Annotated in this window: 22 protein-coding genes; 15 read left to right on the top strand and 7 right to left on the bottom strand. The window is 66.8% G+C overall.

Translation table 11 applies throughout. The features are described from left to right. Position 1: 1 nt before the first annotated feature. From U743_RS19630 to U743_RS04445, 6 genes are all read left to right on the top strand, one after another. Positions 2-2,860, top strand: a complete 2,859-nt coding sequence (locus tag U743_RS19630) for a methyl-accepting chemotaxis protein (RefSeq protein WP_052367522.1) — start codon at positions 2-4, stop codon at positions 2,858-2,860. Positions 2,861-3,011: 151 nt separating this feature from the next. Then, entirely contained in the window at positions 3,012-3,848 is an 837-nt protein-coding gene (locus U743_RS04425; RefSeq protein ID WP_043765799.1) for a CheR family methyltransferase, read from the top strand. Next, complete coding sequence (locus U743_RS04430) at positions 3,845-4,432, top strand: hypothetical protein (RefSeq protein ID WP_043765802.1); 588 nt, start codon at positions 3,845-3,847, stop codon at positions 4,430-4,432. Before U743_RS04425 ends, U743_RS04430 begins: the two co-directional genes overlap by 4 nt. After that, positions 4,432-5,532, top strand: a complete 1,101-nt coding sequence (locus tag U743_RS04435; RefSeq protein ID WP_084191358.1) for a protein-glutamate methylesterase/protein-glutamine glutaminase — start codon at positions 4,432-4,434, stop codon at positions 5,530-5,532. Before U743_RS04430 ends, U743_RS04435 begins: the two co-directional genes overlap by 1 nt. After that, entirely contained in the window at positions 5,529-6,656 is a 1,128-nt protein-coding gene (locus U743_RS04440) for a methyl-accepting chemotaxis protein (RefSeq protein WP_043765805.1), read from the top strand. Before U743_RS04435 ends, U743_RS04440 begins: the two co-directional genes overlap by 4 nt. Before the next feature lie 49 nt (positions 6,657-6,705). After that, positions 6,706-8,739 carry a hypothetical protein gene (locus U743_RS04445; RefSeq protein WP_156966329.1) on the top strand — a complete coding sequence of 678 codons (2,034 nt, stop codon included), beginning with the start codon at positions 6,706-6,708 and terminating at the stop codon, positions 8,737-8,739. Positions 8,740-8,843: 104 nt separating this feature from the next. Here the strand turns inward: U743_RS04445 and U743_RS04450 are convergent, their stop codons facing one another. The 3 genes from U743_RS04450 to U743_RS04460 all read right to left on the bottom strand — a co-directional run bounded on the left by U743_RS04450 (position 8,844) and on the right by U743_RS04460 (position 11,264). After that, positions 8,844-9,296: a hypothetical protein gene (locus tag U743_RS04450; RefSeq protein WP_043765811.1), complete on the bottom strand. Its 453-nt coding sequence runs from the start codon at positions 9,294-9,296 to the stop codon at positions 8,844-8,846. Between the two features lie 92 nt (positions 9,297-9,388). Then, positions 9,389-10,585: an MFS transporter gene (locus U743_RS04455; protein ID WP_052367524.1), complete on the bottom strand. Its 1,197-nt coding sequence runs from the start codon at positions 10,583-10,585 to the stop codon at positions 9,389-9,391. 67 nt (positions 10,586-10,652) lie between these two features. Continuing rightward, positions 10,653-11,264 carry an LON peptidase substrate-binding domain-containing protein gene (locus U743_RS04460; protein ID WP_043765814.1) on the bottom strand — a complete coding sequence of 204 codons (612 nt, stop codon included), beginning with the start codon at positions 11,262-11,264 and terminating at the stop codon, positions 10,653-10,655. A 108-nt stretch (positions 11,265-11,372) separates the two neighbouring features. Between U743_RS04460 and U743_RS04465 the strand changes: the two genes are divergently transcribed. From U743_RS04465 to U743_RS04475, 3 genes are all read left to right on the top strand, one after another. Then, entirely contained in the window at positions 11,373-12,566 is a 1,194-nt protein-coding gene (locus U743_RS04465) for a multidrug effflux MFS transporter (RefSeq protein ID WP_043765819.1), read from the top strand. Positions 12,567-12,759: 193 nt separating this feature from the next. Beyond that, entirely contained in the window at positions 12,760-14,940 is a 2,181-nt protein-coding gene (locus tag U743_RS04470; RefSeq protein WP_043765821.1) for a TonB-dependent receptor plug domain-containing protein, read from the top strand. 13 nt (positions 14,941-14,953) lie between these two features. Beyond that, entirely contained in the window at positions 14,954-16,345 is a 1,392-nt protein-coding gene (locus tag U743_RS04475; protein ID WP_156966330.1) for a CehA/McbA family metallohydrolase domain-containing protein, read from the top strand. Here the strand turns inward: U743_RS04475 and U743_RS04480 are convergent. After that, positions 16,342-17,280 carry a LysR substrate-binding domain-containing protein gene (locus U743_RS04480; protein WP_052367526.1) on the bottom strand — a complete coding sequence of 313 codons (939 nt, stop codon included), beginning with the start codon at positions 17,278-17,280 and terminating at the stop codon, positions 16,342-16,344. The genes U743_RS04475 and U743_RS04480 overlap by 4 nt on opposite strands. A gap of 100 nt (positions 17,281-17,380) precedes the next feature. Here U743_RS04480 and U743_RS17935 point away from each other — a divergent pair, with 100 nt between their 5' ends. From U743_RS17935 to U743_RS04510, 6 genes are all read left to right on the top strand, one after another. Next, positions 17,381-18,073 (top strand): HAD-IA family hydrolase, encoded by a 693-nt coding sequence (locus U743_RS17935; protein WP_052367527.1) that lies wholly within the window; start codon positions 17,381-17,383, stop codon positions 18,071-18,073. A 123-nt stretch (positions 18,074-18,196) separates the two neighbouring features. After that, positions 18,197-19,150, top strand: coding sequence for a phosphate/phosphite/phosphonate ABC transporter substrate-binding protein (locus U743_RS04490; RefSeq protein ID WP_052367528.1), 954 nt, complete (start codon positions 18,197-18,199; stop codon positions 19,148-19,150). Further along, positions 19,147-19,917, top strand: coding sequence for a phosphonate ABC transporter ATP-binding protein (locus tag U743_RS04495; RefSeq protein WP_052367529.1), 771 nt, complete (start codon positions 19,147-19,149; stop codon positions 19,915-19,917). Before U743_RS04490 ends, U743_RS04495 begins: the two co-directional genes overlap by 4 nt. Continuing rightward, positions 19,914-20,933: a phosphonate ABC transporter, permease protein PhnE gene (phnE, locus tag U743_RS04500; RefSeq protein ID WP_232226716.1), complete on the top strand. Its 1,020-nt coding sequence runs from the start codon at positions 19,914-19,916 to the stop codon at positions 20,931-20,933. Before U743_RS04495 ends, phnE begins: the two co-directional genes overlap by 4 nt. Before the next feature lie 58 nt (positions 20,934-20,991). Then, positions 20,992-21,897 carry a crotonase/enoyl-CoA hydratase family protein gene (locus tag U743_RS04505; protein ID WP_043765823.1) on the top strand — a complete coding sequence of 302 codons (906 nt, stop codon included), beginning with the start codon at positions 20,992-20,994 and terminating at the stop codon, positions 21,895-21,897. A gap of 138 nt (positions 21,898-22,035) precedes the next feature. Then, a complete protein-coding gene (locus tag U743_RS04510; RefSeq protein WP_043771120.1) occupies positions 22,036-22,362 on the top strand; it encodes a high-potential iron-sulfur protein in 327 nt (108 codons plus the stop codon). A gap of 49 nt (positions 22,363-22,411) precedes the next feature. On the opposite strand, the gene U743_RS04515 is transcribed toward U743_RS04510, so the two are convergent. The 3 genes from U743_RS04515 to U743_RS04525 form a co-directional block, all read right to left on the bottom strand. Then, entirely contained in the window at positions 22,412-22,933 is a 522-nt protein-coding gene (locus tag U743_RS04515; RefSeq protein ID WP_043765825.1) for a DUF934 domain-containing protein, read from the bottom strand. Continuing rightward, entirely contained in the window at positions 22,930-24,597 is a 1,668-nt protein-coding gene (locus tag U743_RS04520; RefSeq protein ID WP_043765829.1) for a nitrite/sulfite reductase, read from the bottom strand. The genes U743_RS04515 and U743_RS04520 overlap by 4 nt, the downstream gene beginning before the upstream one ends. A 134-nt stretch (positions 24,598-24,731) precedes the next feature. Next, entirely contained in the window at positions 24,732-25,322 is a 591-nt protein-coding gene (locus tag U743_RS04525) for a TIGR04211 family SH3 domain-containing protein (protein ID WP_043765831.1), read from the bottom strand. Positions 25,323-25,391: the final 69 nt, after the last annotated feature.

Genomic DNA, 25,391 nt, shown 5'->3' on the forward strand with positions numbered 1-25,391 from the left:
AATGAGCAAGCCGAACAATCTCTTTTCCCGTCTCGGGAAGCAGCACACCAACCACGTTACGGAACTGGAGGCGCAGGTCTCCGCGGTACGCGAGGCCCTGGCTGTCATCGAGTTCGATCTCGGTGGTCACGTGCTGGACGCCAACGAGAACTTCCTGAATGTCTTCGGCTTCACGCTCGACGAGCTGCGCGGCAAGCATCATCGCGCACTGGTTGACCCCGCCGAGGCAGCGACGCCGGCCTATCGCGCCTTCTGGGAGGCGCTCGGGCGCGGCGAGCGCGCTTCGGGGCGTTATCGGCGCTTCGCCAAGGACGGCAGCGAGGTCTGGCTGGAGGCGAGCTACAACCCGCTACGCGACGCCGACGGCAAGCCCTACAAGGTCGTCAAGTACGCCATCGACATCACGGCCAGCATGCAGGCCAGCGCGCAGCACCTGCGCGTCTCGCACGCGCTGGAGAACGTTACGACGAATGTGATGATCGCCGACAACGAACGGCGCATCGTCTACATGAACCCGGCGGTGAAGGAGATGCTGAAGGAGGCCGAGGCCGATATCCGCAAGGAGATTACGAGCTTCTCGGTCAACGGCCTGATGGGGGCATGCATCGATGGCTTCCACAAGGATCCGGGTCACCAGGAAAAGATGCTCGCGGCGCTGAAGTCGACCTATCGCACCGAGATCAAGCTGGGTGGACGCACCTTCGGGCTGATCGCCAGCCCGGTCTTCGACGCGGACGGCTCGCGCGCCGGCACCGTCGTGGAGTGGCAGGACCGCACGGCGGAGTTGAAGCTGCAGGCCGAGGTCGCCGAGCGTGCGGAGAAGGAGAAGGCGATCGCCTCCGAGAATCTGCGTGTGCGCTACGCCCTCGACAACGTGACCACCAACGTCATGATCGCGGACAACGAGCGCCGCATCATCTACATGAACCCCTCCGTGACGGAGATGCTGGAGGCGGCCGAGAGCGATATCCGCAAGGACATCCCGAGCTTCGACGTCGCCAAGCTGATGGGTGCCTGCATCGACGGCTTCCACAAGAATCCGGCGCACCAGGAGAAGATGCTTGCAGCGCTGGAGGACACCTACCGTACCGAGATCAAGCTCGGCGGTCGTACCTTCGGCCTGATTGCCAGCCCCATCTTCGAGGCGGATGGCACGCGTAGCGGCACGGTCGTGGAGTGGAAGGACCGCACGGCTGAGCTGAAACTCGAAGCGGAGATCGCCGAGCGCGCCGAGAAGGAGAAGGCCATCGCCGAGGACAACCTACGCGTGCGCAACGCGCTGGACAACGTCACGACGAATGTGATGATCGCGGATAACGACCGCAACATCATCTATATGAACAACTCACTGGAGGCGATGCTCAGCGAGGTGGAATCCGACCTGCGCAAGGATCTGCCGCACTTCGATGTGCGCAAGGTCATGGGCGCGAACATCGATATCTTCCACAAGAACCCCGCGCATCAGATCCGTGTGATCGAGAGCCTGCGCGATACTTTCAGCACGCAGATCAGGGTGGGCGGGCGCATTCTGTCGCTGACGCTGAACCCCATCAGCGACGAGAACGGCGAGCGCCGCGGAACGGTGGTCGAATGGCTCGATCGCACGCTGGAGGACGCTGTGGAGCGTGAGATCGGCGGCATCGTAGACGGTGCGGTGCGCGGCGACTTCTCGACGCGCGTCTCGCTCGACAGCAAGACCGGCTTCTTCGAGCGGCTGGCGCAGGGCATGAACGAGCTGCTGGATACCAACGAAAAAGCCTTCAACGAGGTGCTGACGATCCTCGGCAGCATGGCCGAAGGCGATCTTACCAAGCGCATCACCGCCGATTACGAGGGCACTTTCGGGCAGCTCAAGGCCGACGCAAACGCCACCATGGAGAAGCTCACGGATATGGTGGTGTCCATCCGGCAGGCCTCGGAATCCATCAATGTTGCGGCGCGCGAGATCGCGGCTGGTAACTCCGATCTGTCCTCGCGTACCGAGCAGCAGGCGGCGAGCCTGGAGGAAACCGCTTCCTCGATGGAAGAGCTGACCGCCACCGTCAAGCAGAACGCCGAGAACGCCCAGCAGGCCAACGAGCAGGCGCAGAGCGCATCCACGGTGGCCTCGCGCGGCGGCACGGTGGTTGAGCAGGTGGTCGCCACCATGGGCGATATCAACGAAAGCTCGAAGAAGATCTCCGATATCATCGGCGTCATCGACGGCATTGCCTTCCAGACCAACATTCTGGCGCTGAATGCCGCGGTCGAGGCCGCGCGAGCCGGCGAGCAGGGCCGCGGCTTTGCGGTGGTGGCGGGCGAGGTGCGCAATCTGGCACAGCGCTCAGCAGCGGCGGCCAAGGAGATCAAGGAACTGATCTCCACTTCCGTCGACAAGATCAAGGGCGGCACCGAGCTGGTCAACAAGGCTGGCACGACCATGGACGAGATCCTGGCATCGGTGAAGCGGGTGACCGACATCATGGGCGAGATCACCTCGGCCTCGGCCGAGCAGTCCTCGGGCATCGAGCAGGTCAGCCTGACGATTCAGCAGATGGACGAAGTCACTCAGCAGAACGCCGCCCTGGTCGAGGAGGCCTCGGCCGCGGCACGCTCGATGGAAGAGCAGGCGGGCTCCATGGAGGAGCTGGTCAAGCAGTTCCGCGTCGTCGAAGAGGTCGAGAGCCACGCCAAGGGCTCGGGCGTGCGCAAGGAAGTCACCCCGGCCATCAGCGAACCCGCGGTCCGGCGGGAGCCGGTCCCGGCGAAGCCGGCTGCGGCGCTTGCCGCCAACCGCAACGGCGGGGTCAATGGCCAGCACGCGCCAGCAGTCGCGGCGGCCAGTGACGGAGCGGGAGCCGAGCAATGGACCAGCTTCTGAGGTCGCGCGCCGCGATGCCGGAACCGGCGCTTTGGGTGGGCGTGCTGACTGCGCTTCTCGGTTGCTGCTACTGCTTTGCCGCCTGGGGCGCAGCCCTGGACGGCAGCAGTGCGATACCGCCTTCGGCGGGGGAGCGCGCGGAGCCTCGCCGGTGAGCGACTTCGCGTACAGCGAGCGCGACTTCACGCGCATCCGGCGCCTGATCCACGAGCGGGCAGGGATCGCCCTGGCCGAGGCCAAGCGTGACATGGCCTATTCGCGGCTGACGCGCTTGCTGCGCGCCGGCGGGCATCGGCGCATGGCTGACTATCTCGACGGTCTGGAGCGAAAGGGCAGCGACGACGACTGGCAGGACTTCGTCAACGCGCTGACCACCAATCTGACGAGCTTCTTCCGCGAGGCGCATCACTTCGAGATGCTGGCCGAGCATCTCCGGCGACCTGGGGCGCCGGCCAAGCAGCGCATCTGGTGCGCGGCCGCCTCGACAGGCGAGGAAGTCTGGAGTCTGGCCATTGCGGCCTGCGAAGCCTTCGATCGCATCGATCCACCGGTAGAGATCATCGGCAGCGACATCGACACGGCCTGCCTGCAGAAGGCGGCGGCCGGTGTTTATGCGCTGGCGCGTATCGAGGATGTTTCGGGAGCCCGGCGCAAGCGCTTCTTTCAACGCGGCATAGATGGCAACGCGGGGCTCGCGCGCATGCGGCCCGAACTGTACAAGCTGGTGCGCGTCTATCGCTGCAATCTGCTGGATGCGCGCTGGCCGGTGCAGGGGCCATTCGACGCGATCTTCTGTCGCAACGTCATGATCTACTTCGACAAGCCGACGCAGCACCGTGTGCTGCGGCAGATGGCGCCGCTGCTGCGCGACGACGGCCTGCTCTTCGCCGGCCATTCGGAGAGCTTCTTCCACGCCGCCGATGTTGTGACCTCTCGCGGACGCACTGTCTACGCACCCGTGCGCGGCGCCATGGGGAATGCGGCGTGAGCGCGGCTGCCACCGAGGGCTATGTCGACAGCCAGCTCGGCGCGCGGGTCATCAAGATCCTGCCCGGCGAGTACCGCGCGCTCGCCGCGCGCGACATCCCCGGCCAGCCGGTGCTGGCGACGACGCTGGGGAGCTGCGTGGCAGCCTGTCTCTTCGATGCGGAGCGACCGGGCATCGGCGGCATGAACCATTTCCTGCTACCCGACAGCGAAACCGGAGACGGCGCGCGCTACGGCGTGCACGCCATGGAGTTGCTCATCAACGCCATGCTGGCGCTGGGCGCGCAGCGGCACAGCCTTCGCGCCAAGGTCTTCGGTGGCGGAGCAGTGTTGGCAGCGGTGACCAACATCGACGTCGGCAAGAAGAACGCGGCCTTCGTGCGTCGTTTCCTGGCCATCGAAGGCATTCCGGTGGTGGGCGAGGATCTGCTCGGTCCGCATCCGCGCAAGTTGCTCTTCTTTCCCGCCACCGGCGAGGCACGAGTCAAGCGTCTGCCGCTTTCCGCCGGCGTGGCGCTGGCCGATAGCGAATCGCGGCTGCGGCGCAGCGGCCCTCCGGCCGCCCCCGACGTGGAGCTGTTCTGATGAGCGCGCCCATCCGTGTGCTGCTGGTGGATGACTCCGCGGCCATGCGCGCGCTGTTGCGCGAGCTGCTGGCTGACTATTCCGATATCGCGGTGGTCGGCGAAGCCGCCGACGCCTATGCCGCGCGCGAAATGATCAAGGCACTGGACCCCCAAGTGGTGGTGCTCGACGTCGAAATGCCACGCATGAACGGTCTGGCCTTTCTCGAAAACCTGATGCGGCTGCGGCCGACGCCGGTCGTGATGTTCTCCTCACTGACCGCGCGCGGCGCGCAAACGACGCTGCAGGCCTTCGCCCTCGGCGCCGTGGAGGTGCTGCAGAAGCCGGCCAGCACCGACGATGCGGCGTTGCGCGCGGCGGCCGAATCCTTGGCCGCGGCGCTGCGGATGGCCGCACGCAGCCGGCCGCGCATGCGCAAGGCACCACCGGTGGCGCCCGGCAAGTTCGCCGGAGCCGTGGCCAGCGCGCGCCGGGTGTGCCTGATCGGAGCCTCTACCGGTGGCACCGAGGCCATCCGCGAGTTGCTTGCCGAATGGGCGCTACCGGATCTGGCCGTTCTCATCGTGCAGCACATTCCGGCCGCCTTCTCGGCTTCTTTCGCCGAACGACTGGATCGCACCAGTCCACTCTTCGTACGCCATGCCGTTGACGGTCAGGCGCTGCAGGCCGGGCACGCCTACGTCGCGCCGGGCGGCTGGCACATGCGCGTGGCGCGTGCGGCGGGCGGCTACGCGCTGCAGCTCGACGAAAGCCTTCCGGTCAACCGCCACCGGCCATCGGTGGACGTGCTCTTCGACTCGGTCGTACCGCTGGCGCAAGACTGCGCCGCCGCAGTGCTCCTGACCGGCATGGGCAACGACGGTGCCGAGGGCATGGCGCGGCTGCGCGCTGCCGGTGTGCACACCGTGGCGCAGGACGAAGCCACCAGCGTCGTCTGGGGCATGCCTGGCGCGGCCGTGCGCTTGGACGCCGCCGACGCGGTGCTGCCGCTGGGCGCCATCGCCGGTCATCTGCGCGGCACCGTTCGTCCCGATAACGTCGGCGCGGCCTCAAGCCGCCGTCCGGACAGCCGATATCCCGAAGTAAGGATTCCCCGATGAGATCTCCCATGCTCCGTTACTTCGCCGCTCCCGTCGTTGCCTCCCTGATAGCGCTTGCCCTGCAGCCGCTGCCGGTCTCCGTCTGGATCACGGTGCCGGTGGCGCTGACGGCCTTCGCCGCCTGGGGAGTGGCGTTGTATCTGGCCATGCGTGCCACCGAAAGCGATTCCGAGGCGCCGGCGTTGCTCAGCCAGCTGGGGGAGCGCGCCGACGCCGAGATCGGCGGTGCCCGCGGCGAGATCGCGCGCGTGCGCGAACTGCTGAGCGAGGCCGTGGGTGGGCTGACCAGCAACTTCCAGGACATGGCTCGACAGGCGCGCGAGCAGGAGCAACTCGTACAGAGTCTGGCTCGCCCGGAAGGGCAGGACATTAGCGTCAGCAGCTTCGCCAGTGAAGCGCAGGCGCTGATGCAGGGCTTCGCCGGCCGGCTGTCCGAGGTCGGCCGCCGCTCGCAGGCGACTGTCGAGCGCATCGACGCCATGGCTCAGCGCCTGGACGAGATGTTCGTACTACTCGAGGACGTCAAGTCCATTGCCGACCAGACCAATCTGCTGGCGCTGAATGCCGCCATCGAGGCGGCGCGTGCGGGTGAGGCCGGGCGCGGTTTCGCGGTGGTGGCGGAGGAAGTGCGCTCGCTGTCGCAGCGCTCGAACAATTTCAACGAGCAGATCCGCAAGCTCGCTACCGAAGCGCGCGAATCCATCGCTTCGGCGCGCGAGGCCGTCGAGGAAATGGTCGATCGCGACGGTGACCTTTCCGCCGAAGCCACGCGCCAGACCGAGACGCTGGTCGGGCATGTGCGCACCGTGCGCGAGGCACTGGATCGCACCGCCGAGCAGGCCACAGCCGGCAGCCAGAAGGTTGGACGCGCGGTCGGAGAGGCGCTGCGCGCGCTGCAGTTCGACGATATCGCGACACAGGCCCTGGGGGCGGCCGACCAGCATTTGCTGCGCCTGACCGAGACGGCGGAGCATGTCGGTGCGGTCAGCCGGCCGGCGGCCAGTCGCAGCGAGGCCGGGGTGGCACAGGCCGCTGCGCAGTCCAAGGTGGTGGAGCTGAGCCGGCCGATGCACAAGCCGGTGTCGCAGGCGAATCTGCAGGCGGGCTCAGTCGAGCTTTTCTGACTCGCGGAGCTGGCGATGCGGCGGCTATCATCGCGGGATGCACGATTCCATGATCCCGGCGCTTCGTCGCCTCGCCGCCTTCCTGTTCCTCGGCTTCGCTGCGCCGCTTGCCGCGGTCGCCGATGACGCGGACCTCTACGCGCGCTTCGACGAACTGACGGCGGCGGTGCTGCCGCATCTGCCTGTGCCGGAGTACGCACGGGCGCCCGACCGTATCGCCTGGTTCGCCGGCGCCGCCGAAACGGCGGATCTCGCCGGCTTGCAAGTTCGCCTGCTGGATGCCAACGGCGCAACGATTGCCGAATACACCATCGATGAGGCGGGCGTCGCGGCACAGCCGCATCCGCTCGGTCAGAACGTGCATCCGGGGCCGGGGGAATATCTGGTCGAGACCGTCAGCCCGGGGGAGGCGGAAGCGACCCAGCGCGAGCCCCTGACGCTGCGCGGCGACGAGCAGCTGATCCGGGTACTGGCGCCGGGCGCAGGGCTGCGCAATCGCGATCCCAAGCTGCGCATCTGGGGCGATGAAGGCGGAGCCGGGCTCATGACGCGCGTGATCGACTGGTTCGGGCTGGGTGGTCAGCCGACGCGCCTGTCTCTGCGCGAGGATCTGCTGGAGGCGCCCGATGTCGTTCACGCGCAGCAGCTCTGCCGCGAGCCGGCCACGGCGCTGGCAGGGCTGCAGCATCTTCGCGGCGTCGGTGTAGCGTTGGAGGCACGGCCGCCGGGGCTCGAACTTGCGCAGGCGCGCTGCGCGCTGACGCTCGGCATGCGCGGCGTGGCAGTCGATGGTCTTGGCGCCGTCGGCAAGCGACAGGTGTCGCAAAGCGGGCTGGTCGACGCCGTCATTGATCTGGCTGCCCTCGATATCGAGCGCGGGGCAGCGGAAACTGCCATCGAGGTGTTGCGCGCCTTGGAGCCGATGATCGAGCCACAGGCGCACCCGCACTTTCTCGACCGGCTTTCGCTGGCGCTGCTGGAGACCGGCAATCCCGCTGCGGCCGGTGAGGTGTTGGCCCAAGGCCCGCATCTGAGCGTCTCTCAGATCTGGGACGAGGAGGGCGCAGCCGAGCCGGTGCTCGCCTTCATGCTGCTCAACCACGCAGTGACGCTGCACGCGGCGGGGCGTGGGGACGAGGCGCTGTCGGTCTTCGACATCATCGGTCAGCGTGATACGCGCGGCCCATTGGGTCGAGCACTGCGCGATCGCGCCAATCTGGTCCTGGGCAGCGAGATGCTGCAGCGGCGTCAGGGCAGCGAGGCAGCGGCCGCCTTCAACCGCATCAACCTCGACGGTCCGCGCTCGGCAGCGGCGCTGCTGGGCCGCGGCTGGGCGGTGTTGCAGGGGCCGAGCGCGCATATGCGGCGCGAGCGTGTGCAAGGCCTGAGTCAGGCGGGTTGGTCCGAAACCGCGCTGCGCGCGATGTTCAAGATCGGAGCTATCGGCTGCTTCGAATTGCAGCATTTCACCCACGATGTGGGGGCCTGCTCCGGTTCCACCCGCTTCGAGCGCGCTCCGCTTGAGCCCGAGGAAGCGCAGCTGCCAGAAGCGGCTATGCGATTCTGGGGGCCGCTGATGGAGCGCGACCCGCGCGAGCCGAATGTGCTGCGCGCGCATCTTGCGGGGGCCGAGGCCTTTCTGCTGGTCGGCCAGGTCGAGCGCGCACAGCAGCTGCTGGACGCGGCATTGGAGCGACTGGATGCGGTAGAGGCCAGGCTGGGGGCGGCGCGTAATCGCCTGTCGAGCCGCGGCGCGCCGGATCCCGGATCGTTGCTTCAGCCGAACGCCGCGCGCGTGGAATCCGATCTGCGCTATTGGCTGCTGGATTGGTCGAGTGGCGCGCGAGCGGCGCAATTGGCTGCGAGCCGGGATACGCTGGATAGGCTGGCAGCCGCCGTGCGCGACGGCGATGCGCGCCGATCGCTGCGCACGCTGGCCGACGATTTCGGCGAACGACGTACCGCCGCCGCTGCCGAGGCCCTGGATGCCCAAGCCGAGGGCTTGCGCAGCCTGCGCGCCGAAGCGCGACTAATGATGGCGCGGATCTATGACCGGCCGGCCGGTCAAAGGACCGGGCCGTAAGCATCATCAAGCGCGCTCGGTGCGCCGAAGGAATGGGCCCACCGCGTTCGCGCGAGCGTTGCGCCGCGGTCATCGCCTTGGTTAGCGCGCGCGTTCCGCCGCGCTCAGTGCGTTTGCTTGAAGGCGCCGTCGAAATAGACCAGGAAGGCGTCGTCGGTGTTGTCGTCCGGTCGCTTGCAGATCAGCTGACCTTCCCAGACCCCGCGCGCGGGGTCCGTGCCGTAGAAGGAAATGCTAATGCTGTCTTCATTGTTGACGCAGGTGTACTCGCTGTCGCTCCAGCGCACATTGAAGAGCGAGGGTTTGTAGTCGTCCTTCTCCGGGCCATTGAAACCGACCGGCACACTCATCACGACGCGTCCCTGCTCGCTACCGACCCCGTCCAGATGCACCTCCCGGCCGAAGCTGCGCAGCGTGAGCTGGTCGCCTCTTAGGTCCGAAAGCGCTAGAGGGCCGGAATCGCCATCCAGATCGACCCGCCATCCGTCGACATTCGAGCCACCGTCGCACGCTGCCAGCGCTGCAACCAGCGCGGCGCCAATGATCCTTCGCTTCATTGCTCCCCTCCTTCTACCCGGTCTCCCCGCCGGTGACGCGAGGGTAACGGTGCCGGCACTGCCTGTCACGCTGGCGGCAGGTGTGCCTTGCGTCAGGGGGGCGGAGTGGCCGACTGGTGCCGCGCGATGACGCGGCATGCGAGTTGCGGTGCCAAAGCCGAGTAGATCGCGAGCGGTACGCACCAGAGCAGCAGCGGAATGCCCGCGTCCAGCGCCAGCCCGAGCAAGGGCGGGGCGATCGCCGTGGTCAGAACCATGATGGCGGCGGCTACGCCGCGTACCTTGCCCATTTGCTGCGTGCCGAAGAGCTCAGCCCAGAGCGCGCCGGCGTTGACCTGGTTGGCACCGCTCATCATTCCGAGCAGCGCGAAGACCAGCCATGGCCCGGCAGCCGGTGGCAGCCAGACCAGGGCCAGCAGCGCCGGTACCAGTGGCAGGATCTGGTAGCGCAGCACTGCGACGCTGCCGATGCGATCGATGGCGCGGCCGGTCAGCCAGTTGGCCAGCGCCTGCGTCACGGCGAAGACGGCGAAGGCCGGCGCGATGTCGGCCAGGCTCCAGCCCTTGATGCCACCGATGGAGGATTGGTGAAAGAAGAGCGCCGTGATGATGAAGGGGGGCAGGAGCACTACCGCCAGCGCGGCTCGGAAGCGCGGCATGCGAAGTAGTTCGATGCGCAGCAGCGACGGTGCCTGCGTGTCACCCGCAGTGTGGGCTGGTTGTGGCAGCGGCCTGGCCATTCCGGCGAGCAGTGGCACTCCCGCCAGCAGCACGACGCCGGCCGTGGCGGCCCAGACCATGCGCCAGGGCAGCAGATCGAGGGAAGCGGTGATGACCAGCGGCCACATCGCCTCGCCGACGATGAAGCCGAAGGCGGCGATGCTGAGGGCGCGTCCACGTCGGGCATCGGCGTGGCGGGCTGCGGCGACGATAGCGATGTGCCCGCACAGCCCCTGGCCGCCCAGGCGCAGCAGCAGGAAGGCGGGCAGCAGCATCAGCGGATGCGTGGCCGTTGCGAGCAGGCCGGCGCCGACGCCCATGCAGCCCAGTGCCAGCATCGCTGCGCGGGGCAGGCTGAGGCGGTCGGCCACAGCCCCCAGCCAGAACATCAGGCTGCCGCTGATCAGGGTGGCGACGCCGTAGACCATGCCGAGCTGGCCCTCGCTGAGTCCCAGCGCCGTACGCAGGGGCTCGCCGAAGAGGCCGATGAAGTAAGTCTGCCCAGCGCCTGAGGTCAGTGCGGCGAAGAAGCCGAACCAGGCGGCGCGTCGGGCGAAGTCTGCGGGCATGCGGGGCAGGGTGCGGCTCAGGGGGCGCGCATTGTCGGCGATGCGCGCCGTTGCTGCCGCTCCCGACTCACTCTTCGGGGGTATTGCGCAGTTCGGCGAGGATCTCGCTGATCGTTTCGAGACGCTGCAACGGGCCGTCCTCCTCGAGCAGCTGCTGTCTCCGCTCGGGCGTGATCGGCAGGTGCTCGGCGATGCGGCAGGCCACCCAGTCGGCGTCGTCGAGGCGCTGCGGCGCCGGAAAATGATCGGCGCCGACGCGCTCGATGGCGTCCTCGAGCATGGTGCGCAGCGGCGCGAAGTGATCGGGCAGCGGCATCGGGTCGGGTGGCTCCAGCAGGGCGACGCGGGCGCTGATCAAGCCGTCGTCGGCGACAGCGCGCGTGGTGATGCGGAAACGGTTCTCGCCGCGCGCGCGGATCAGGAAGCGGTCCTCCGAGGGTTCTTCCCAGTGGCTGATGCGCGCCGTGCAGCCGACCTCATGCGGGATGGCGGCAGCGCCTACCTCGAAGCCGGCGCGGATGAGGCAGACGCCGAAGGGGCCGTTCTCGGCCAGGCAGCGCCGCACCATCGCCACGTAGCGCGGCTCGAAGATGCGCAGCACGATCTCGCCGCCCGGAAAGAGTACGGTGCCCAGCGGGAAGATCGGCAGGGTCTGCTGCAGTTCGTCGTCGGCCTCCATGACGGCAGGATGCGGGTCGATGGGCGCGCCGGCAAGCGCCGCCCTGGCGCCGACCGCACTATGATGTTCGGCTGTATGTCGATCCCCTCTGCCAGATCCGATGCCGGTATGACCGGGCGCGGCCTCGTGCTGCTGCTCGGCGCGATCATGGCTTTCGGTCCCTTGTCCATCGACATGTATCTGCCGGCGATGCCGGCGCTGGCCAGCGCCTTCGATGCCGGTGAGGCGCAGGTGCAGCTGACGCTGAGTGCCTATCTGGTGGGGCTGGCCATCGGGCAGCTGCTCTACGGGCCGATCGCCGATCGCTTCGGCCGGCGGCGGCCGCTGATCTTCGGCATCGCTGTATTCGTGGCGGCATCGGCGGGCTGCGCCTTGGCCGGCAGCATCGAGCAGCTGATCGCGCTGCGCGTGCTTCAGGCGCTGGGTGGGGCGGCTGGCATGGTGATGGTGCGGGCGGTGGTGCGCGATCTTTTCGACGCCAGCGGCGCTGCGCGCATCTACTCGACGCTGATGCTGATCATGGGCGTGGCGCCCATTCTGGCGCCGGCGCTGGGTGGCCAGATCCTGATCTGGCTGGACTGGCGCTGGATCTTCGGCCTGCTCGCGCTCTTCGGGACAGCGTGTCTTCTGGCCGTGACGCTGCGCTTGCCCGAGACACTGGCGGCGGCGGTGATGGCGGACAATCGCGCGCGACCGATCGGGGCGGTGGCTGCTGACTATGCGGAAGTGCTGCGCACACGCCAGTTCCTGGCCTATGCCCTTACCGGTGGCAGCAGTCTGGCGGCGCTCTTCGCCTATATCTCCGGCTCGCCCTTCGTACTGATCGAGCTGCTGGGCGTGTCGCCCGGGCTCTACGGCATTCTCTTCGGCGCCAATGCCGCGGCCTTCATTCTCGGCTCGCAGGTGAACGCACGGCTGCTGCGGCACGCGGCGCCAGCGCGCATTCTGCCCTGGACGGTGGGTGCCTTCTGCGTCGCTACGCTGCTGCTGCTGGTCGTGGTGGCGACGCCGCTGTTCGGTGTGCTGAGCTTCATGATCGCGATGGGGCTGGTGCTCTTCGCGGTGGGTTGCTCACTGGCAAATACCACGGCGTTGGCGCTGCATCCCTTCTGGCGCCAGGCCGGTTCGGCCTCGGCCATGCTGGGCACGATTCAGCTCGGCGCCGGCGCGCTGACGGGCGTGATCGTGGGTGTGAGCTACAACAGCAGCGCCGTGCCACTGGCGCTGGTCGTGCTCGGCTGCGGCGTCGCGGCAAGCATTGCGCTGCGCGCAGCACTGCGACTGCCGGCGGACAACCCATAGAAGAAATCACTGGGTGATGCACCAAGCCCGATAGTTTTTGAAACTTCACCTTATCGACAAGGTGGCGCAATAGCCGCTCCTCAGGATGCCCGGCGTGATGCGTCGCGACTCTCCGGCACAAGCCGGCGACCGCTGCGCACGCGCACCGGCCTTTGCCGGTGCCGCTACGGGCCAATCCAAGGGAGTTTTGCGCATGTCTATATTCAAGCTCTGCGGCGCGCCGGCTGCGCGTCGCGCGCTGTCGGGCGTCGTGCTCGCCGCTGCGGTGTTGCCGCATCCGGCCATGGCGCAGGAAGAAGGGGCGGATGAGGCGCCGAGTGAAGCCGAGGTCGGCAGCGAGGTCGAGCTGCTGGAGGTGACCGGCAAGCAGCGCGACGCAGCTCTGGCTGTCGATCTGGAGCAGTACGGCAACAAGGTGCAGATCGTCGACGCCGAGCAGATCGAGGCGGGCGGCTATACCAATATCGCCGAGGCTGTGCAGGGGCTGGTCAAGGGCGCCAACATCGGCTATTCGCCGGACGAGGGCGAGTACACGCTGCGCCTCGACGGCGGCAGCGATCGCGACACGCTGGTGCTGCTCGACGGCATTCCGCTCTTCGATCGCGGACCGGCGCTGGAGACGATCTGGGGCGCGACCATCGTCGACGTCCACATGATCGAGCGCATCGAGGTCTACCGCGGCGGTCAGAGCCTCTACTTCGGCTCCAACGGCGGCGTCGGCGTCATCAATCTCATCACCAAGCAGCCCGATGGCACGACCAAGGGCGAGATCGGCGTCAGCTACGGCGATTTCAACACGCGCGATCTCTGGGCGAATCACAGCTTCCCGCTCGGCGAAAGCGGCAAGCACAGCCTGATGATCTACGGCAGCAACAAGTCCTCGGACGGGCCGGAGCTCTTCGAGCCGGAAGTCTATGTGGACAACATCGCGCGCGCCGGCGCCATCCACGAGTACCCCCTCAATCGCAACAATCTGGGCGTCAAGTATCTCTGGGATATCGACGCCTCCAGCGAGCTGCGGCTGGGCGCGCAGTACGCGCAGATCGAGTTCCGCGACGCCTTCCCGCACACCACCATCTTCGCGCCCAACACCACCGAATACCCGATGGTGGATATGCGCTACCGCAAGCGCTGGTCGGACCGATTTCAGACCGAGGTCGAGGCCTATTACACCAATCCGGTGCTGCACAACACGGAGCTTTTCCCGGTGGTCTGCGAGCGCCCGGATGGCTGTCCGGACGCCAACGACCCGGATCGCACCGTGCCCTACGGCCAGTGGACCGGCGAGGCGCAGCCCTACAACAACCAGGGCTTCGACCAGCGCAAGGGTGGCTACGAGGAACTGACCGCCTCGGTGCGCAACCGCATCTACTTCGGCAGCAGCCTCGAGATGGTGCTGGGCCTGCAGTCGGTGAACTATCGCAACGATTCGCACGAGGCCTTCGGCATCGATGACGACATCGCCTCGGTCAACGGCGTCTACATCGACCTGCGGCCGCGGTTGCCCTTCAGCCCGTCGACGACGCTGTCGCTGGCCGTGCGCACCGACTTCGCCGATTCCTTCGGCTCCAAGACCATCTACAAGGCCGGCTTCCGTCAGCCGGTGGGCGGCGGCTTCTATCTGCGCGCCAACGGCGGCACCTCCTACAGCCTGCCGCGTACCAACGAGCTCTTCCGCGACACCGAGGATCTGGTGGGCAATCCGGACCTGGAGACGGTGGAGACCGAGTCCTACAACTTCGGCTTCGGCCTGAAGCGCCAGCTCGCCGGTCGGCCCTTCTCGGCGGAGATCGGCGGTTTCGCCACGGATATCGACAACCGTATCGATACCACCGACAACCAGATGCCGGATACCTACTTCAACGCCGAGGGCACTACCGAGATCCGCGGCGTTACGGCCGACATTGAGTATCGCATCACCGAGCGCTGGTCCGGATCGCTCAGCTACACCGGCATCGACGCCACCGAGGAGGGCAGCGACCTGCAGCTCGATCAGCAGCCTGAGTGGTTCGTAGTCGGCAATCTGCGCTATAGCTCGGCCGAAGATCGTTACCACTTCACGCTGCTGCCGCGCTTGCAGGGCCCGGAGTTCGCGTCCAGCGGCGACCGCGTGCGCTTCGACTACGGCGACTATTTCCTGCTCAACGCCAGCCTCGGTTACTGGGCGGGAGATTCCCGCCAGCACCGATTCCAGCTGCGCATGGTGAATGTGCTCGATGAGGATTACGCCGAGCGTGGCGGCGTCGGCGACCAGCGCTACGGCGAAGCCTTCATCCGCGGCGAGATCTCGCGCGACGACCCGGCGTATCTCTTTCCCTACGAGTTCAAGGGCAAGTCGCGCAGCTTCTTCGTCTCCTACTCCTACCGCTACTGATCCGGAGGCCAACATGATCCGCTCTTCTCTTAGCTGCGCCCTTGGTCTGTTGCTTGCGGCCTGCTCGCCGCAAGCCACTGCCGACCGCAGCGGTCACGACCATTCCCACGAGTCCGGATACCACAAGACTTTGCGCGGCGATTACACCGCCGGCGAGCTGCGCTGGTGGAAGGGCAACACGCATACCCACAGCTGGTGGAGCGATGGCGACAGCCCGCCGGAGAATGCTGCGGCCTGGTACCGGGAGCACGGCTACGACTTCCTCGTCATCAGCGACCACAATCAGATGCAGGCCGGTGCGCTCAGTCGCGGCGGCATCGTCAAGTATCCGAGCTTCTGGTACACCATCGATCGCGAGGACAAGCAGCGCGCGCTGGCGGTCTATCGTCAGCGCTTCGGCGAGGACTGGGTGGAGACTCGCACCAATAATGACGGCGAGACCGAGGTGCGGTTGAAAACGCTGGACGAGTTCCGGCATCTCTTCGAGGCCGCCGGCGAGTTCATCTTCGTGCCGGGCGAGGAGATCACCACCCGCGTGCTGAAGGCGCCGGCGGTCCACATGAATGGCATCAATCTGCAGCGCGTAATCCAGCCGCGCGGCGGCGACAGCGTCACCGAGGTCATCCAGAACAATCTAGAGGCGGTGCTCGATCAGGGACGGGAGACCGGGCGCGAGATGATCGCGCACGTCAACCACCCGAACTTCCGCTACGCCATCACCGCCGAGGACCTTATTCCGTTGCGCTTTGCGGAGGGCGAGGGTTTCTTCGAACTCTATAACGGGCATAGCGGTGTCAACAATTATGGTGACGACTACCGCGTCGGTACCGAGCGCATGTGGGACATCGTCCTTTCCAAGCGTATCGGTGAGCATGGCGCCGCGCCGCTGTATGGCGTGGCCAACGACGACGCGCACAGCTTCGCCTCCTGGGAGGTCGAGCAGCATTCCAACCCGGGTCGCGGCTGGGTCATGGTGCGCGCCCGGCGGCTGACGCCGGACAGCATCGTTGCTGCCATGAAGGGCGGTGACTTCTACAACTCCACTGGCGTGACGCTCGCAGAGCTGAAGCGCGAGGGCGACACGCTGGCGCTGCGTGTGGAAGCCGAGGAGGGTGTCGACTACACCATCACTTTCATCGGCACGCGCGCCGACGCCGATCTCGCCAGTCGGCCACCGCCGGCGCTGCCGGAGGACGCCACCGGCCGTATCGGTCGGCGTTATAGCGAGGATATCGGCGTGGTCCTGAAGGAAGTCAAGGGTACCGAGGCCAGCTATCGCCTGAGCGGCGAAGAGCTCTATGTCCGTGCGCGCGTGACCTCCAGCAAGCCGCATCCGCACGGCCACATGGCCGACGACGTGGAGATGGCCTGGACACAGCCGCTAGCGGCGCCGCGGGCGCGTTAAGGGTTGCCGACGGGGACTGTGTCGCCGCCTTCCTGCGGTGTTTCCTCTTCATCAAAGCCGGCCATGCCAGCGCGCAGGCCGTCGAGGAGCTGCAGGAAGGCGACGACCAGCCGCGAGCGCAGGCGGTCGCGCAGGCAGATCACATGGCAATAACTGTGGGCATCCAGGTCGGTCACGGGCAGCGGCCGCAGGCGCGCGTCCGGGATGTAGGCGATATCGGAGACGACGCCGATGCCGATGCCGCAGGCCACGGCTTCGCGGATCGATTCGCGGCTGCCGATCTCCATGACCGGGTTGACACGTACGCCGGCCCGATCCAGCGCTGCTTCGAAGACGCTGCGCGTGGTCGAGCCAGGCTCGCGCACCACCATGTCGGCCCCTTCCAGATCGGCCATGCGCAGGCTCTCGCGCGCGGCCAATGGATGATCGCGATGCGCGAAGACTCGCAGCGGCTGCTTTCGGAATGGAATGGAGTGCACGAGCTCGTCGTCCACGCCGTGCACAAGGACGCCGACATCGACGTGGTAGTCGCGGATGCGTTCGACGATCTGCGAGGAATCGCCCACCGACAGCGTCACGAAGATGCGTGGGTACTGCTGCCGGAAGGTCGCCAGCATGGGCATGACATTGAAGGGTCCGACGGCCCCGATGCGCAGATGACCGCGCTGGATGCCGTAGGCCTCGCTGAGCATGTCGTGCGCCTCGTCCTCCAGCTCGAAGAGGCGGTTGGTGACCACCAGCAGGTTCTCCGCGAACTCGGTGAGGACCAGCCGTCGCCCCAGCTGGACGAAGAGCTGCACGCCGTACTGGCGTTCCAGTGCGGCGATGTGCGCCGAGACGGTGGGCTGGCTGACTCCCATGGCCTTGGCCGCGGCGGTGGTGCCGCCGCAGCGGGCGACGAAATGGAAGGCGCGCAGGCCGGTGAGAAAACGCATGGCGATCCATTGATCCGCTCTATGGAACGCGCATTAGAACGGGCCGGTTTTGCAGGGCGGTGACTGTGTGCCTTGCGGCCTCACAACGAAGGAAAGCAAGGTGAGTGAGACGCAGCTCCCCTCGCAGCGCGCCGGCTTCGAATGCATCGTCTTCGATCTGGACGGAACGCTGCTCGATACGCATGAAGCCCTGTTCGGGGCGCTTGATGATCTGCTGGGCAGCCTGCATCGTCCGCCGGCGGATAGACACGCCTTGTCCGGCGCCGTGCACCACGGGCTGACTGCCATGTTGCACGCGGCGCTGGTCGATGCCCCGCTACCTTCCGGCAGGCGCATGGATCGTCTGGAAAGGGGGCTGCAGGCGCACTATTTGCGCACCGCGCGCAGCCGCGTGCAGGCCTTTTCCGGCGTTCCCGAGCTGCTGGAAGCCTTGCGCGCGCGCGGGCACTGGCTGGCGGTGTGCAGCAACCAAGCCGAGCGCAGCGCTCGTCGCCTGCTGCAGCAGCTCGGTTTGGCGCAGCACTTCTCGCGCATCGTCGGCGGTGACAGCCTGCCGCGCCGTAAGCCCGACCCCATGCCATTGCAGTGGCTGATGGCGCAGGCCGGGAGCCATCCGGAGCGGACGCTGATGGTTGGCGATAGCGCCGTTGACGTGGCCTGTGCCGAGGCCGCCGGCTGTGCGATCGCCCTGATGCGACATGCCGAGTCGCAGCCGCCGGTGGACCACCCGGTCCCCAGCTATTCGGGCTTCAAGGCGCTGTCGCTCGACCTGCTGGGTGCCGCCAATCCATAGAGCAAGTCGATGGAAGGCTCCGGAATCCGATGCTTCCTTCACGGTCGTGCAACCTGCGGCCCATAGCCTCTGCCCCTCGCTGGCGCATCGAGACGCCGCCATCCACGCAAATCGAGGGAGATCATGAGCGTGCATTTCAGGCTCGCCTTTGTCGGCTGGCGGTTCCTTGCGCTTGTCGCGGTGATGCTGGCGGCGGTGTCGCCGCTGTCCGCCGAAAGCCTGCGCGACGGCAGTGTGGAAGCACCGCTGCGCGTCATGCTGATCCCGGCGGACGGTGGCACCGCCAGCGGCACGCGGGCGGATTTCCAGCCGCTGTTCAATGCCATTACGCGCGATACCGGGCTGCATTTCGAGTTGCGGGTCGGGGACAGCTATGCGGCTGTCATCGAGGCGATGAAGCGCGATCTCGTAGAGCTGGCCTGGTTCGGGCCGGTGTCCTATGTGCAGGCGCGCGCCGCCGGCGCGGCCGAGTTGCTGGCGGTGTCGGTGACGGACGGCGAATCCGCCTATCACGCCGGCATTTTCGTGCCGGCTGACGCCGCTGTTGCGGAGATCGCCGACCTGCGCGGCAAGCGCGTGGCCTTCGGCGACGTCAATTCGGCCTCCAGCTTCACCTTCCAGGTGGCGATGATGCTGGATGCTGGCCTTGACCCGGCGCGGGACCTCGCGGCTGTGCGCATCACCGGCAGCCACGCTGCCAGCCTCTCGGCGCTGGCGGAAGGGCACGTTGACGCCGCCTGCCTGAGCTTTCCGTCCTTCCTGCGTGCGCTCGATCGTGGCTCGGTGGATGCTGAGCGATTCCGCGTGCTGGCGCGCAGCGTCCCCATTCCGAATCCGCCCATGGCCGTGAACAGCCGGCTATCCGAATCGTTGAAGACGCAGCTGCGCGAAGCCTTCGGTAGCGTGCACGAAGCCCCCGGTATCCGGCCGGAGATGATCCGTGGCTACGGCGGCAAGCAGGTGGATCGTTACGACCCGGATTTCCCCGAAAGCGCCTTCGACGTACCGGCCGAGACGCTGGCCCGTATCGGCGACGACACCCGTGTGGCCATGCTGCGCAAGGCTGGGCAGCGTTGAACGCGGACACGGAGGCACTTCTGCAGCTGCAGGGCATCGGCAAACGCTTCGCCGATGGCACAGTCGGCCTCGCCGACATCGATTTGACGCTGCCACCTGGCCAGTTCTGTGTGCTGCTGGGCGCTTCCGGTGCCGGCAAGTCGACCTTGCTGCGCGTCATCAACGGCCTGCTAGCCCCCACCGAGGGCAGCATCTGGCTGGGGGAAGAGCATCTGCCGCACGGGCGCCCGCGCCGGCGGCGGGGCCGGGTGGCCACCATCCACCAGGGCGTCGATCTGGTGCCGCGGCTGTCAGTCCTAGGCAATGTTCTGACCGGTGCCATCGGTGAGATGCGCGCACCCGCGGCGCTGCTCGGCGGCTTCGGGCGCGCGCGCAAGCGGCGCGCTTGTGCGCTGTTGCACGAAGTTGGCCTGGAGCCAGGACAGCTCTACCGGCGCGCGAGCACGCTCTCCGGTGGACAGCAGCAGCGCGTCGGTATTGCTCGCGCCTTCATGGGGGCGCCGCTGCTGGTGTTGGCTGATGAGCCGGTGGCGAGCCTGGATCCGCATATCAGCGCCGATATCCTGGCGCTGCTGCAGCGCGCCGCGCGCGAGCACGGCGCCACCGTTCTGTGCAGCCTGCATCAGGTGGAATTGGCGCGCCGCTTCGCCGATCGCCTCGTCGGCATGTGCGGCGGTCGCATCGTGCTCGACAGTTCTGTGGACGCGCTCGACGAAGCCGCGCTGGGCGCGCTCTATGGCGGCGCGCTTGCGCGGGAGGCGGCGTGAGCGCCTCGGTCGAGACACGGGCGGTTCCACCGCCGGACGACTGGCCGCTGCGCCCCGGACTGCGGCCGTGGCATCTGCTGCTATTGCTTGCGGCGCTGGTGGCGATGAGCGCCTCCGCCCAGCGCACCGAGATCGATCGCATGGCGGTGATGGTGGCCGAAGGCATCGGCGCGGCAGTGGGTCTGCGCGAGGAGGCGGAGGTCGCCGATGGTCTGGCGCGGATCGGGCGCGACCTGTTCCCGCTGCAGATCGCGGAGCAGCGTCCAATGGCGCGCATCGAGAACCTTGATCGCGATGATCTGCCCTGGGGCGCGCGCATCGAGACCGAACAAACGGTCGAGACGAAGCTGGACCCGGATACGCTGGAGCTGACCGAGGAGCGTGGCAGTCGCGAGGTGCTGGTGGAGCCCTGGGGTTATCTCCTGCACGCCGTCCGGCTCATGCTGGAAACCATCGAGATCGCCTTCTGGGGCACCGTGCTTGCGGTCTTGCTGGCGATGCCGCTCGCCTTCTTCGGTGCGCGCGGCTTGGCGCCACTGGGCCTCTACCATCCCAGTCGGGCGTTGTGCAGCTTGTTACGCGCTATGCCCGATTTGCTGGCGGCGCTTTTCCTGGTGCTGGCCTTCGGCTTCGGACCCATCGCCGGCGTGCTGGCGTTGGGGTTGCACACGGCCGGCTTCCTCGGCAAGTTCTTCGCCGAGGACATCGAGAATGCCGACCCGGCGCCGCAGGACGCTCTGCGTGCCATCGGGGCCTCGCGCCTGCTGGTGCTGCGCTGGGCCGTGCTGCCGCAGGTGCTGCCCTCCTATCTGGGCTATGTGCAGTACATCCTGGAGCGCAATATCCGCACCGCGACGGTCATCGGCGTTGTCGGCGCCGGCGGTATCGGACAGGAACTCAAGGGCCGCTTCGAGATGTTCGACTTCGGTCATGTCGGCACTTTGCTCGTGGTGATCTTCGCCACGGTGATGCTGCTGGAATACGGCACGGGCTGGCTGCGTCGCCGGCTCATCTGAGTGCGCAGGCGAGAGCGGGGGCAGGCAAACTGTCGGCCCACTTCTCAAGAGCAGCCCCATGGCCTACGAGACGCTCCAGACCGAGCAACGCGACGACGGCATCCACATTCTGCGCCTGAGCCGGCCGGATCAGATGAACGCTTTCACCGTGCAGATGGCGAACGAGCTGGAGGATTTCTTCCGCCGCGCCAATGACGATGACGCCGTCCGCGCCATCGTCGTGACGGGCGAGGGCAAGGCCTTCTGCGCGGGCATGGATCTCTCGGCCGACGGCAACGTCTTTGGCCTCGATGAATCCATGGAGCCGACCCTAGCGGATATGGACAGCAAACTGGAGGATCCGGCCTTCATCGCGGGTGTGCGCGATACCGGCGGACGCGTGACGCTGGCCATCTACGATTGCCGCAAGCCGGTCATCGCCGCGATCAACGGCGCGGCCGTGGGAATCGGCGCCACCATGACGCTGGCCATGGATGCGCGCATGGCTTCCGAGAAGGCGCGCATCGGCTTCGTCTTCGGTCGGCTGGGCATCGTGCCCGAGGCCTGCTCGAGCTGGTTCCTGCCGCGCATCGTTGGCCTCGATACGGCGCTGGAGTGGTGCTACAAGGCCGATATCCTGGACGCCGAGACGGCGCGGGCCGGCGGGCTGCTGCGGCAGGTGGCCGCCCCGGAGGCGCTGCTCGACGAGGCCTGTGCCTACGCGTTGTCGCTGGTGCAGAACCGCTCGCAGGTAGCAGTAGCGCTGACGCGCCAGATGATGCTGCGCAATAGCGCGGCTTCTCATCCGCTGGAGGCGCACAAGGTCGACTCGCTGGCCATGTTCTACACAAGCCGCGAGGATGGTCGCGAGGGCGTGGACGCCTTCCGCGCGAAGCGGGACCCGCAGTTCGAGGATAGTGCCTCGCGCGATATGCCGCCCTTCTACGAGGAGTGGCTCAAGCGCAGCCGCGACCGTCACCAGTAAAGGGAAAGCGACACATTCTCATACGCACCGGAGAATGTTTCGCAAGTTGCTGATTTTGGGACAGAAATGCTACGATTCAATGGTGATGAAGCGCGAGCGACTAGGCTTGCGCCCCTGATGATCAACCGAGATGACAGCATGAAGAAGTTCCATGGCAAGTCCTTCGATCGCCGCGGTGTCCTGAAGCTCGCGGCCCTCGGTACCGGCGTTCTCGCCACCGCTCGTATTCCGGCCGTGTTTGCTCAGGATGATCGGGTCGATCCTGAGTCGGCTCAGGCGAAGTCGCTGAATTATGTGCACGACGCTGCCGAAGCCGCGGAGCACGAGCGTTTCAAGGAAGGCAGCAATTGCGCCAACTGCCAGCTCTGGCAGGGCGGCGATGCCGAATGGGGCGCTTGCGCCATCTTCCCCGGCAAGAAGGTTGCTTCCGTGGGCTGGTGCACGGCCTGGGTCGCCAAGAACTGAAGCTCTTCGGCTTACCCTGCCGCTTCGCGGCAGGGTAAGGCGGGACAGCTCAGGCAGGCGTCGGCCCGGCGCGCCGCCGCCGCTTCCAGATCGGCTCGATACCGTCGCAGGTAGGCTGATACGCGTCGCTGAAGGTCTCGAAGGCGGCCAGGCAGCCTTGCGGGTCCTGATCGGCCCGTAGCTGGAAGGCATTGACGCCGCAGCGTGCCAAGTTGAAGAGCTGATCGCGCACGACAGCTTCGCCGCAGGCGCGCACTTCCCCGGAGAATCCGTAGCGGTCGCGCAGCAGCCGCGCCTGCGAATAGGCACGGCCGTCCGGAAAAGCGGGGAAGTCCAGAGCAATCAGCGGCCGTTGCGCAATCTGCTGCCAGCCTTCCGCCAGATCCAGCGTGTTCGGCATCTGCACGCCGACTTCGGGGTAACGGCCGTCGTCGGTCGTGCCGTCGAGCAGCGTCTGCCAGCGCTCCCAGGAGACGATCACGGGCGTGCCGTCCTCGGGTAGCGCTGATTCGTCATCGAGCCACTGGCGGTCGTCGGCAACGATCTTCCGATCGCGGATCAGCGCGCTCATGCCGCCTTTTCCTTGGCCGGATAGAGCGCGGCCTTGAAGGGCGCCATGCCGACGCGGCGATAGCAATCGAGGAAGCGCTCCTCCTCGCCCTCGCGCACGTCGAGATAGGTGCGGATGATCGTCTCGACGGCCTCGGCGACGTCCTCGCGGTCGAAGGAGGGGCCGGTGCGGTCACCCAGCGTGGCATCGTTTTCCGACGAGCCGCCGAGCGTGATCTGGTACCACTCCTGGCCCTTCTTGTCGACGCCGAGAATGCCGATGTGGCCGACGCTGTGGTGGCCGCAGCCATTCATGCAGCCGGACATCTTGAGCTTGATCGGCCCGACGTCGTACTGGTAATCCAGCGCGTCGAAGCGCTCGAAGATCTCGTGATTGACGCCGATGGAGCCGGCGTTGGCCAGCGAGCAGAAGTCCAGTCCGGGGCAACAGATCAGATCCGTTACCAGGCCGATGTTGGGCGTGGCCAGCCCGTGTTCCGCCAGCTTCTGCCAGACGGCGTAGACGTCCTTCTCGGCGATGTCGGGCAACACCAGGTTCTGGTCGTGCGTTGTGCGGATTTCGCCAAAGCCGTAGCGATCGGCGAGATCGGCGACGACCTCCATCTGCTCGGCCGTGGCGTCGCCGGGCGCAATGTCCTTCGCCTTCAGCGAAACGAAGACGACCTTGTAGCCGCCCTGCCGGTGGGCGTGGACATTGCGCTTGACGAAGGCACGGAAGGCGCTGTCCTGCTCCTGCAGGCGCTGATAGTCTTCGCTGGCCGCGTCCTCGGCGTAGTCCGGCGCCGGGAAGAAGGACTTCATGTAGGCGATGTCCTCCGGCTGCAGCCGATACTGAGCGTGATCGATCTGCTGCCACTCGGACTCGACCATGTCGCGGAAGGCCTCGGGACCAGTGGCCTTGACCAGCACCTTGACCCGCGCGCGATGGATGTTATCGCGCCGGCCGAGCCGGTTGTAGATGCGCATCACTGCCTCGAGGTACGAGAAGAGATCGGCCTCGGGCAGGAATTCACGGATGCAGTGGCCGATCATCGGCATGCGGCCGAGGCCGCCGCCCACGAAGATGCGATAGCCCAATTCGCCGGCGTCGTTCTTCACGATATGCACGCCGATGTCGTGCACGGCGGTGGCCGCGCGGTCCGTCGTGCTCGCCGAGAAAGCGATCTTGAACTTGCGCGGTAGCCAGTTGAACTCCGGATGGAAGGTCGACCACTGCCGCGTCAGCTCGCAGTAGGGGCGCGGGTCCACCAGTTCGTCGCGCGCCACGCCGGCGAGATGATCCGTGCTGATGTTGCGGATGCAGTTGCCGGAGGTCTGAATGGCGTGCATCTCGACTTCGGCGAGTTCGGCGAGGATGTCCGGAGCTTCCTCCAGCTTCGGCCAGTTGTACTGGATGTTCTGGCGCGTGCTGAAGTGGCCGTAGCCCTTGTCGTAGGTGCGCGCGATATGCCCCAGCCGGCGCAACTGATCGGAGGACAGCAGGCCGTAGGGGATCGCGACGCGCAGCATGGGCGCGAAGCGTTGGATGTAGAGCCCGTTGCGCAGGCGCAGCGCCTTGAATTCCTCGTCCGGGATGTCACCGGCGAGATAGCGCTGGGTCTGGTCGCGGAACTGGGCGACGCGCTCGTTGACGAGCTGCTTGTCGATGGCGTCGTAGCGATACATAGGGGCCTGGTAGCAGGGGTTTGTGACGGGGCGCGATATTGCACTTTGCCAGGGTTTCCGGCAATCGCTTATTCCTTATCAGTCTTACAAAAGGCAGAGCGGGCGTCAGGCGCGCTACGGCTCTCGAAGCGGGCTCAGAGGTCGCTGTATCCCCGACGGCGACGGCGTGCCAGTACCGGAAGCAGCAGGCCCAGAAGCACGCCGCCACCGACTAGCGCCGCGCCGGTGACCAACGTGCGCTGGCGCGCGCGCTCGGCGTCGTAGGCGGCAAGGCTTTGCTCCAGCTCTTCGCGCTGCGACTTCAGTTCGGCCTCCAGCTCCGCGTTGCGATCGGCCAGCTCCAGCGCGGGAGCGGCATCCTCAAGGCGCGCTTCCAGCTGCGTAACCTGCTTCTCGAGTTCCGCGACCCGCTGGCGCTCGGCTTCCAGCTCGCGCTGGGCGGCGCGCAGACGTTCGGCGGCCGGTTTCTCGGCGGTCAGGAAGCGCGCGGCCAGCCAGCCTTCGCGGCCGCTCGACAGCCGCACCCGCGCGTAACTGTTGTCGCCCATAGACTCCAGCAACTCCATGGCGTCGCCTGTCTCCACGAAGGTCACCAGCTCGGCATTCGAGCTGGGCTCCTCGCGCACGGCCAGAGTACGTTCGCCAGCGATATAGCGCAGGTTATCCTGCGCCCACGTCACGGGCGCGGCGATGAGGGCCGCCGCGAGAATGGTCTTCCGAAGCATTTGCGAAGTGTAGCAGCGCTATTCATGACCGCTCGGTGAACGGGGCCTGCAGAAGCTTGCTGGACAGGT

Source organism: Algiphilus aromaticivorans DG1253 (assembly GCF_000733765.1).
Classification (GTDB): Bacteria; Pseudomonadota; Gammaproteobacteria; order Nevskiales; family Nevskiaceae; genus Algiphilus; species Algiphilus aromaticivorans.